Below are 9,513 nucleotides of genomic sequence, written 5' to 3'. Positions count from 1 at the left end.
CTGCTCAGGCGGTTTGCATGATTGCCGCTTTTCGCACTTTGTTAAAAAGGCTTTAGCCTATTGGTACAGCTTCTTAGAAATCTGTTAGAAATTTTGAGGAAGCCGCTAAAAAAGTTGAGAAAAGAAAGAATCACCGTCAAAACCAAACGGTTTTGACGGTGATTCTTGGTGGAGACAACAGAACTCGAATCTGTGACCTCTCGCGTGTGAGGCGAGCGCTCTACCGGCTGAGCTATGCCTCCATATCAAAAACGGTGTGGTGACCCGGACGGGACTCGAACCCGTGTTGCCGCCGTGAAAGGGCGGAGTCTTAACCGCTTGACCACCGGGCCGTTTTATATGGAAACGGACACTTGTCCATTTTTATCATGGTAGCGGCAACTGGATTTGAACCAGTGACACCCCGGGTATGAACCGAGTGCTCTAGCCAACTGAGCTATGCCGCCGTTCATGCCCCTCAAACAGGGCAAGGATCAGTATAGCGGATTTCTCCTTTTTTGTCAACTGTTTTTTGAAAAATTTTCATTTTTCTTTTCCCTTCGGGCAGGTGTACCGCCCCAGGTTGTGCGGACAGCACGAAAAGACCCCTGTGGTAGGAAAATAGATGCATTCAGTTTTCAGAATGGAGAAAAAATTCTCAGCCATTGCATTACCACGTCTTGACATAGAGGGCGTAATGCCGTATTCTTTGGTTAGGGGTTGTCTGAAAAATAAATATTGTACAAGTCGTTTGAAAGTGCGAAAATAGGTATATGAAACGGTATGAATTGACAAAAGAACAATGGGAACGCGTGAAAGCGATACTTCCGGCAGAAAGGACAGGGCAGCGGGGCCGTCCTCGGAAAGATGATAGGAAAATGCTCAATGGGATGCTCTGGATCGCCCGTAGTGGAGCCCAGTGGCGAGAACTGCCGGAGGCGTATGGCCCCTGGCAGTCTGTGTACGCCCGATTTGCCAAATGGCGGGACGATGGCACATTGGAAGCCGTATTTCGTGCATTGTCCGCAGATGCGGATATGGAAAACCTGAGTTTGGACTCTACTTGCATCAAGATTCACAAAAGTGCCAATGGAGGGAGAAAAAACGGCGGATAAGGCAATCGGGCGAACCAGAGGCGGGTTGAATACAAAACTGCATGCCATTGTGGATGGGCTGGGAAATCCGGTTAAATTCATGCTGTCTGCGGGGAATGACCATGATTCAGTCCATGCTGTTGAACTGCTGGAAGAGGTAGAGACCTGAGCCGAAAGGCAGATGTCTCGTACACTGCTTTATAGGTACCCATCTAACTGTGTCAAGGGTTACCGTCAATCCTTCCAATCCCACCAGTTGGGTTTATCTGGCGGACATTGGCCGTGCTTGGCGTAGTAGACTGCTAGCCGGTAGACATACAGCACGCAGCGGTCCACCTGACAGCCCTGGGACAGGCAGTCCCGGCGGTAGAGCTCCTCCGGGTCCTGGACCCGGAGGAGCTCCAGAGTGGGACAGCCGATCCGTTCCAGGTGCCGGGCCATGTTGGGTCCCACGCCGGGGATGGTCTCCAGCTCTGATCTTCTGCTCATGTGGGAAGCACCTTGCTCAGCTCGATAAAACAGCCAGCCAGCATCACAGCCTTCCCGTCGATCAGTTCAAAGCGCTCCGGGCCTTCCCGCTGCAAGTAGTCCGTATAGGTGTAGCGATCTTTTTTCGCTGGCAAAGACATGATGTTTCTCCTTAAAACTCCGCGTTGCCCACGGTGCGGGGGTGGGGCAGAGTGTCCCGGATGTTGTTGATGCCGGTGAGGTACATCACCATCCGCTCAAAGCCCATGCCATAGCCCGCGTGGCGGCAGGAGCCGTAGCGCCGCAGGTCGCAGTACCACCAGTAGTCCTCCGGGTTCATACCCAGCTCCTTGATCCGGCTCTCCAGCAGCTCCAGCCGCTCCTCACGCTGGGAGCCGCCGATAATCTCCCCAATGCCGGGGACCAGACAGTCGGCGGCGGCCACGGTCTTGCCGTCGTCGTTGAGGCGCATATAGAAGGCCTTGATCTCCTTGGGGTAATCGGTAACAAAGACAGGGCGCTTATACACCTGCTCGGTGAGGTAGCGCTCGTGCTCGGTCTGGAGGTCGGTGCCCCATTCTACCTTAAAGTCAAACTTGTCATTGTTTTTCTTCAAAATTTCCACCGCCTCGGTGTAACTCACCCGGGCAAAGTCAGAGGAGGCCACATGCTCCAACCGCTCCTTCAGGCCCTTGTCCACAAAGGAGTTGAAGAAGGCGATCTCGTCGGGGCACTTGTCCAGCACGGTGGTAATGATATGCTTAATCATAGCCTCGGCGGTGTCCATATAGTCGGTGAGGTCGGCAAAGGCCATCTCCGGCTCAATCATCCAGAACTCGGCGGCATGGCGCTGGGTGTTGGAGTTCTCCGCCCGGAAGGTGGGGCCGAAGGTGTACACATTGCCAAAGGCCATGGCAAAGTTCTCGGCGTTGAGCTGGCCAGAGACGGTGAGGCTGGTCTGCTTGCCGAAAAAGTCCTTGGTGTAGTCCACGTCACCGTTGGGAGTGCGGGGGGGATTGTTCAGGTCCAGGGTGGTCACCTGGAACATCTCCCCGGCCCCCTCACAGTCAGAGCCAGTGATGATGGGGGTGTGGACATAGACAAAGCCCCGGTCCTGGAAGAAGCAGTGGACGGCGTGGGCAGCCACCGAGCGCACACGGAAGGCGGCAGAGAACAGGTTGGTCCTGGGCCGCAGGTGCTGAATAGTGCGCAGAAACTCCACACTGTGGCGCTTTTTCTGAAGGGGGTACTCAGGGGCGGAGGGACCCTCCACGGCGATGGAGGCGGCCTTCACCTCCAGGGGCTGCTTGGCCCCGGGGGTAAGCACCACCGTCCCCTGAACGACAAGGGCGGCCCCCACGTTCTGCCCGGCGATCTCCTTATAGTTGTCCAAAACGTTGGCATCCATAACCACTTGAAGGTTTTTAAAGCAGGAGCCGTCGTTGAGCTCAATAAAACCGAAAGTTTTCATGTCCCGGATGGTCCGGGCCCAGCCCATCACGGTGACGTTCTGGCCGTCCAGGCGCTCCTGGTGGTTAAAAATGGCGGCGATAGTGGTGCGTTCCATATTGATCCTCTCCAAATCGTGAAAAATCGTCGGTCCGGCGTAAAATCGGGCCGGTCCTGTGTCAAGACTTCCCTATTATAATGCCTTTTCACTCCTTTGGCAAGTGCCTGGGGCAGAGTTATTTTCGGCAAAATAACAGCGTGAATCTTTTGACAACATAGAATCGATATGCTATACTATAGCCTGAGCGACTGTCTGCCCCTATGATCTGGGGGGACGTCTGTAAACCGTTCAAGGTCCTGTTTGATGAAGGAGTGAAACGAAATGCGACACAACAAGGGCCACCGCGCTCTCAGTCAATGGAGCAGCTGGCGGGTCCTCTGGGCATTGGGTCTGTTTGTTGCGGTGGCGGCGGTGGGGATGATTGTCAGCCAGCAGCTGCTGCTGGACAACGCCAGAACCATGGGCAAAAACCTGGTAACCAGCTATTCCAACGACGAGAACAACCAGCTCAGCGAATATGACCGTATCCTGACTATGGCCATGTATTATCTGGAGGACATGGACGGACAGGGAGCAACTGCGGCCGAGTTTGAAGAATGGCTGGTGGATTTTTTTGAAAAGAGCACCACCCTGATCAGTGCCAGCAGTCTGGATATCTACGCCGTGCGGGACGGACAGGTCATCTCCGCAGGCGGGATTCGCAGTCGGGATTGCGATTTCAAAACTCAGCCTTGGTATCAGCAGGCCATGGCGGCAGAGGGCAAGGTTATTTATACCGACGCCTATGCCAGCGACGCCTATGACGGGCAGATGGCGGTCACCGTTGCCGTTTCCGCCGCCGGAAGCGACAACGCAGTGGCATTTGACGTGCCTTTGAGCCACTTCCGGGCCAACCACACCGTGCAGGAGCTGCCAGTGGGCGGCGCCTATTATGTGCTGGACAAACAGGGCAATCTGCTGTATTATAATATACCCTTCCAGGCCGATGAGAGTGATCTGCAGGTCTATACCAAAAATCTCTTCGACCGGGTCAACCGGGGCGAGCTGGACGGCAAGGATAACGAGATTGTGGGCATGCAGCATCTGACCCGGGGACTGTATTACCAGCACACCGATAACGGCTGGCTGTGTATCCTCACCGTCCCCTATGACACGCTGCTCCAGGGTGTACAGAATATCCTGGTGTATTACGGCGTTGGTCTGGGGCTGATTGTGCTGATTGCCGTGGCCATGTGGCTGCGGGACCGCAAGCTCAGCCGGACCGCCAAGCGCACCTCCGAAACGGTGCAGGTGCTGGGCGATATGTACTACGCCATCTACCGTGTCAATGTTGAAACCGGCATCTACGAGATGACCAAGGGCTCTGACTTTGTTATCCAGGAGCTGGGGGAGGAGTTGGGCCGCTATGACGACCTGCTGCGTATTATCCTCTCTCAGCTGGACGAGTGGACGGGCGAAGAGTTTGCCAACAACTTCTCCCTGAAAAATATCAGACGGCTGGTGCACCAGGACACCCGGGACTTCGGCGGTGAGTTTTTGCGGAAGTCTGGTGATGAGGAGCGCTGGATCAGCGTACGTATGCTCACCGACCCGAAGAAGATCCCCAACGAGGCGGTAATTTGCTTCCGGGATGTGGAAAATGAGAAGGAGGAGCAGCAGCGGCAGGTGCGGCTGCTGAAAGGGGCCCTGTCCGCTGCGGAGCAGAGCGAAAAATCTCAGCAGCAGTTCTTCTCGGTGATGAGCCACGACATGCGCACCCCCCTGAATATCATCATTGGGATGACCGGCCTGGCCCTGCAGTCTGACTGCGAGCCGGAGAAGGTCAGGGATTATCTGAACAAAATTGGCGCCGCCAGCCAGCAGCTGCTGGCCCTCATCAACGATATTCTGGAAATTTCCCGCCTGGAACAGGGTAACGTCTCCATGGAGATCAAGCCCTTCGACTTGGTGCAGACCCTGAACACCTGCCTGTCCCCCTTCCTGACTCAGGCAAAGACCCAGAATAAGAATTTCCAGGTGTCCGTAGACGTCAAAAACCAGCTGGTCAAGGGCGACCCTGCCCGGCTGGGCCAGATTATCAATAATCTGGTGTCCAACTCCATGAAATTTACCCGGGAGGGGGACAGTCTGAGCGTCACCCTGCGCCAGATGGACGAGGGCAAGCGGAACAACTACCTCTTTGTAGTGGAGGACACCGGTGCCGGTATGTCCGAGGACTTTTTGCCAAAGCTCTTCGACCCCTATGAGCGGGAGGTCCGCTTTGGGGCCAAGGAGGTAATGGGCACCGGCCTGGGCATGCCCATTGTGAAAAATTTGGTCACCCGCATGGGCGGGCAGATCGCTGTAAGCAGCGCCCTGGGCCGGGGGACTACCTTCTCGGTGACCATCCCCTTCGACGCCAGTGAATTCCCCCTCTCCGAACCGGAACACGAGCCCCAGGAGCTGATTCCTTTGGAGGGAAAGCGCATCCTGCTGGCTGAGGACAATCTGCTGAACATGGAGATTGCCACCGAGCTGCTGAAAATGCGGGGGGCTGATGTAACCCCCGCGGAGGACGGGCGAAAGGCGCTGGAGGCATTCCAGGCGTCTGATCCCTTCTTCTTCGACGCGGTTTTGATGGATATGCAGATGCCCGATATGGACGGCTGCCAGGCCACCCAGGCCATCCGGGCCCTGGACCGGCCCGACACCCGGCAGGTGCCCATCATTGCCCTGACGGCCAACGCCTTTGCCGAAGACATCACCCGCACCACCCAGGTGGGCATGGACGCCCACCTGGCCAAGCCCATCAATATTGAACAGCTGTGTACTACCTTGACCAAACTGATGGCCGAGCGCAAAGTCGCCCAGAACAAAATACCTACAGAGGGGGAGTGAGCCCTATGACGCCAAAAAGAGAACAGCGCTACACTATTTTGATTGCCGACGACGCGGAAATCAACCGTGATCTTCTGCGCGCCATTCTGGAGGACACCTACGATGTCATCGAGGCCGAGGACGGCGAGCAGGCGGTAACTATTCTCCAGCAGAGGGAGCACGAGATTTCTCTGCTTCTGCTGGATTTCAACATGCCCTATAAAGACGGCTTCGGTGTGCTGGACGACATGCAGAAGTACAACTGGATCGACAGCGTGCCTGTCATTATGATTACGGCGGAGAACGATTCCACCCTCCTCAAGCAGGCCTATGATATGGGCGTGATCGACTTTATCAGGCGCCCGTTCAACATTGAAACCGTGCGGCGGCGTACCATCAATACCATTATGCTCTACGCCAAGCAGCGCCGGCTGGCAGCAATGGTAAACGAGCAGATCTATCAAAAGGAAAAGGTCAGCAACCTGATGATCTCCATCCTCAGCCACATTGTGGAGTTCCGCAATGAGGAGAGCGGCCTGCATGTGCTCCACATCCAGACCATGACAGAGATCCTGCTGAAAAGCCTGATGCGCAAAACGGACAAATACAAGCTGGACCGTGAGACCATCAATCTGATCAGCAACGCCTCCACCCTGCACGATGTGGGCAAAATCTGCATCCCCAGCGAAATCCTCAACAAGCCGGGCAAGTTTACCGACGAGGAGTTCGCCATTATGAAGCAGCATTCCCAGATGGGTGCGGACATGATGAAGGGCGTCCCCTTCCAGGATGAGCCGCTGGTGAAATACGCCTACGAGATCTGCCGCTGGCACCACGAGCGGTACGACGGCCGGGGCTATCCCGACAGGCTGGTGGGCGAGGATATCCCCATCTCCGCCCAGGTGGTCTCCCTGGCCGATGTGTACGACGCGCTGACCAGCGTCCGGGTGTATAAGCCGGCCCACTCCCATGAAAAGGCCCTGTCCATGATCCTCAACGGGGAGTGCGGCGCCTTCCAGCCCCTTCTGCTGGAGTGTCTGGTGGAGAGCAGCGATATCATCCAGCAGGAGATGGCTGTAGACACCATCACCCGAGGCGACCAGCGGGTGATGGAGAACACTGCGGTGGAGCTGGCACAGTATGAGGAGCTGTCCACCACCGACCACACCCTGCGTATCCTGGAGCAGGAGCGGACAATCAACCACTTCTTTATCTCCATATCCCAGCAGATTCTGTTTGAATATACATCCAACCCCTCTATACTTACCCTCTCCCCCCTGGGCATAGAGCGCCTGGGCCTGGAGGAGACCACCACGGACCCCTATCACAACAAGCAGGTGCAGGAAATGGCCAATCCGGACCAGCTGGCTGAGCTGGCTCAGCTATTGCAGTCCACCACGCCCGATCAGCCGGTGGTAGAATTTGACTGCGACCTCCGGCTGGACGGCCGGCTCCGCCCCGTCCACCTGATCTGCCGGGCCATGTGGTCCTCTGAGGAGCCCCCCGAATATACCGGAGCCATCGGAAAGATAGCAGAACGTGAGGAAAAGGAGGACATTCAATGACCATTCAAGAGTGCTACGCCGCCCTGGGGGGCGACTATCAGGAGGTGTTGGGCCGCCTGTACAGTGAGTCGCTGGTACAGCGGTTTGTGGGCAAGTTCCTGTCCGACCCCTCCTTCCAGCTGCTGGAGGACTCCCTGAAGGCGGAAAACTACGACGAGGCCTTCCGTGCCGCCCACACCTTGAAGGGTGTCTCCCAAAACCTCAGCTTTACCAAGCTGTACCAGTCCAGCCACGAGCTCACCGAGGCCCTCCGGACCAAGGATTACGCCCTGGCAGCCCAGCTGTTCCCCACCGTGGAGGCCGACTACGCACAGACCGCCCCCACCACCAGAGCGTCCAGTCCGGGCGCCAGCCTCATCAGTGCCCAGGCCAGCACAGGGAAAACCAGCAGCCGCGCCAAGGAGGAGGTCAAAGCGTCCCGGTCCCGCACTACGTCAGACAGTCTGCCCTGGGACAGATTGATCCCCGTTACAATCATGGACAGCGGAGTGGTGGCATCGGACAGGTACCCCAGCGGAGCGAGGATAGCCTGGGGCAGCTGGAATTGGGTGATATACAGCAGCAATCCCACTGCCATGGACAAATTGACCAGATTCAAAATAGCCCGTCCCCAGGAGAGCGGCTTAGTCTGGCCGTCGCAGTCCATACATACCATTTTGGCCCCCACGCTGTACATCAGCAGGTTGAAAGGGATGGACAGCATTACCGTCAGCGCCAGCCCCTCCTCTCCGAAAAGGGCCAGCGCCACCGGAAAGCCCATAAAGCCGTTGTTGCAGAAGGTGGCGCAGCAGCACCACATTCCCCGCCGCCCCTGGGGCACCCGCAGCAGCTTTGACAGCCCCAGAGACAGCACGCTGAACAGCGGAAACATGACCATACCCACCGCAACTATGGACAGTCCCAGGCGCATAAAGCCCGGGTCGAAGGGACGGAGCATGGATGTAATAATGGTGGCGGGGACGGTAATTTTCATCAGCAGGGTGCTCAAGGGCTTGGATATTTCAACGGGGAGCAGCTTGGCCCGGACAGCGAAAAAGCCCACTCCGATCAACAGGAACAGCCCTACCAGATTGGAAAACAGGACGGTAAGGTCCATGACAATCATCTCCACAGCAAGCCGCCGGCGGAAACCCGCCGGCGGCTTTTCTATTTTAGCGGTTTTTAAAGGCGGTGACCTTCTCTTTGTTGACAAAGGCCTTCATAGCGTCCTTCTGGTCCTCAGTGGCAAAGCACAGGCCAAAAGCCTCAGCCTCAAAGGCGGCGCCGGTGGCCATATCGGTCTGCATCCCCCGGCGGATGGCCGCCTTGGACTGCCGCACCGCCACCTGAGCGTTGGCGGCGATGGCGTTGGCCAGCTCAAGGGCCTTGTCCATCAGCTCCTCAGCGGGGTAGACGTGGCTGACCAGGCCAATGCGCTCAGCCTCCTCTGCCTTGATGGTTTTGGCGGTGAGAATCAGTTCCATGGCGTTGGACACTCCCACAATCCGGGCCAGACGCTGGGTGCCGCCAAAGCCGGGGGTGATGCCCAGGCCTACCTCGGGCTGGCCAAACTTGGCCTTGTCGCTGGCCAGACGGATGTCGCAGGCCATAGACAGCTCGCAGCCGCCTCCCAAAGCAAAGCCGTTGACGGCGGCGATGGTGGGCTTGGTCAGGTTTTCCAGCTTCAGAAAGACCCCGTTGCCATAAGCGCCGAAGGCCTTGCCCTCCACGGCGGTAAAGCCGGACATCTGGCCGATATCCGCTCCGGCCACAAAGGACCGTCCAGCCCCGGTGACAATGGCCACCAGGATCTCAGGGTCATTCTCCACCTGGTCCAGCACGGTGTTCAGGTCCTCCAGTGTCTGCTTGTTCAGTGCGTTCAGGGCCTCAGGCCGGTTCATGGTGATAACACCAACCGCGCCCTTCTTCTCCAGTTCTACAAAAGCCATAGGAAAATTCCTCCTTGTTATTTGGATGGTGCCTCCATTATAGCGGATATTTGGAGAAAGGGCAAGAACAAGTTCTATAGCAGCAGGGAAATCAATTTTGGCACTGTAGGGCG

Annotated in this window: 9 protein-coding genes, 3 tRNA genes and 1 pseudogene; 5 read left to right on the top strand and 8 right to left on the bottom strand. The window is 56.8% G+C overall.

Translation table 11 applies throughout. The features are described from left to right. Positions 1-166 precede the first annotated feature (166 nt). The 3 genes from NFS22_RS15815 to NFS22_RS15805 all read right to left on the bottom strand — a co-directional run bounded on the left by NFS22_RS15815 (position 167) and on the right by NFS22_RS15805 (position 446). A tRNA-Val gene (locus tag NFS22_RS15815) sits at positions 167-242 on the bottom strand. A 15-nt stretch (positions 243-257) separates the two neighbouring features. Further along, positions 258-332, bottom strand: a tRNA-Glu gene (locus tag NFS22_RS15810). Positions 333-369: 37 nt separating this feature from the next. Further along, positions 370-446, bottom strand: a tRNA-Met gene (locus NFS22_RS15805). Between the two features lie 306 nt (positions 447-752). Here NFS22_RS15805 and NFS22_RS15800 point away from each other — a divergent pair. Continuing rightward, on the top strand, positions 753-1,094 hold the full coding sequence (locus NFS22_RS15800; protein ID WP_251318666.1) for an IS5 family transposase: 342 nt from the start codon (positions 753-755) through the stop codon (positions 1,092-1,094). Continuing rightward, positions 1,069-1,242, top strand: coding sequence for a transposase (locus tag NFS22_RS24115; protein WP_420908877.1), 174 nt, complete (start codon positions 1,069-1,071; stop codon positions 1,240-1,242). The genes NFS22_RS15800 and NFS22_RS24115 overlap by 26 nt, the downstream gene beginning before the upstream one ends. A gap of 65 nt (positions 1,243-1,307) precedes the next feature. On the opposite strand, the gene NFS22_RS15795 is transcribed toward NFS22_RS24115, so the two are convergent. The 3 genes from NFS22_RS15795 to asnS are packed head-to-tail and all read right to left on the bottom strand — an operon-like array spanning position 1,308 to position 3,108. Beyond that, on the bottom strand, positions 1,308-1,562 hold the full coding sequence (locus NFS22_RS15795; RefSeq protein ID WP_251318665.1) for a helix-hairpin-helix domain-containing protein: 255 nt from the start codon (positions 1,560-1,562) through the stop codon (positions 1,308-1,310). After that, positions 1,559-1,702, bottom strand: a complete 144-nt coding sequence (locus NFS22_RS15790; RefSeq protein ID WP_251318664.1) for a hypothetical protein — start codon at positions 1,700-1,702, stop codon at positions 1,559-1,561. Before NFS22_RS15790 ends, NFS22_RS15795 begins: the two co-directional genes overlap by 4 nt. An 11-nt stretch (positions 1,703-1,713) precedes the next feature. Beyond that, positions 1,714-3,108 (bottom strand): asparagine--tRNA ligase, encoded by a 1,395-nt coding sequence (asnS, locus tag NFS22_RS15785; protein WP_251318663.1) that lies wholly within the window; start codon positions 3,106-3,108, stop codon positions 1,714-1,716. Positions 3,109-3,372: 264 nt separating this feature from the next. Here asnS and NFS22_RS15780 point away from each other — a divergent pair, with 264 nt between their 5' ends. The 3 genes and pseudogenes from NFS22_RS15780 to NFS22_RS15770 all read left to right on the top strand — a co-directional run. Then, positions 3,373-5,928 carry a hybrid sensor histidine kinase/response regulator gene (locus tag NFS22_RS15780; RefSeq protein ID WP_251318662.1) on the top strand — a complete coding sequence of 852 codons (2,556 nt, stop codon included), beginning with the start codon at positions 3,373-3,375 and terminating at the stop codon, positions 5,926-5,928. A gap of 5 nt (positions 5,929-5,933) precedes the next feature. Further along, entirely contained in the window at positions 5,934-7,472 is a 1,539-nt protein-coding gene (locus tag NFS22_RS15775) for an HD-GYP domain-containing protein (protein WP_251318661.1), read from the top strand. Continuing rightward, positions 7,469-7,726 (top strand): annotated as a pseudogene (locus NFS22_RS15770) (Hpt domain-containing protein); the annotation flags it as partial. The gene NFS22_RS15775 and the pseudogene NFS22_RS15770, both read left to right, overlap by 4 nt. Before the next feature lie 50 nt (positions 7,727-7,776). Here the strand turns inward: NFS22_RS15770 and NFS22_RS15765 are convergent. After that, positions 7,777-8,568 (bottom strand): AEC family transporter, encoded by a 792-nt coding sequence (locus NFS22_RS15765; protein ID WP_251318660.1) that lies wholly within the window; start codon positions 8,566-8,568, stop codon positions 7,777-7,779. A 55-nt stretch (positions 8,569-8,623) separates the two neighbouring features. Beyond that, a complete protein-coding gene (locus NFS22_RS15760; protein ID WP_251318659.1) occupies positions 8,624-9,400 on the bottom strand; it encodes an enoyl-CoA hydratase-related protein in 777 nt (258 codons plus the stop codon). Positions 9,401-9,513: the final 113 nt, after the last annotated feature.

This window comes from Flintibacter muris (genome assembly GCF_943192995.1).
In the GTDB taxonomy this organism is placed as follows: domain Bacteria; phylum Bacillota; class Clostridia; order Oscillospirales; family Oscillospiraceae; genus Lawsonibacter; species Lawsonibacter muris.
The sequence above is the reverse complement of the archived record's forward strand: the minus strand, read 5'-3'. Positions and strand labels throughout refer to the sequence as shown.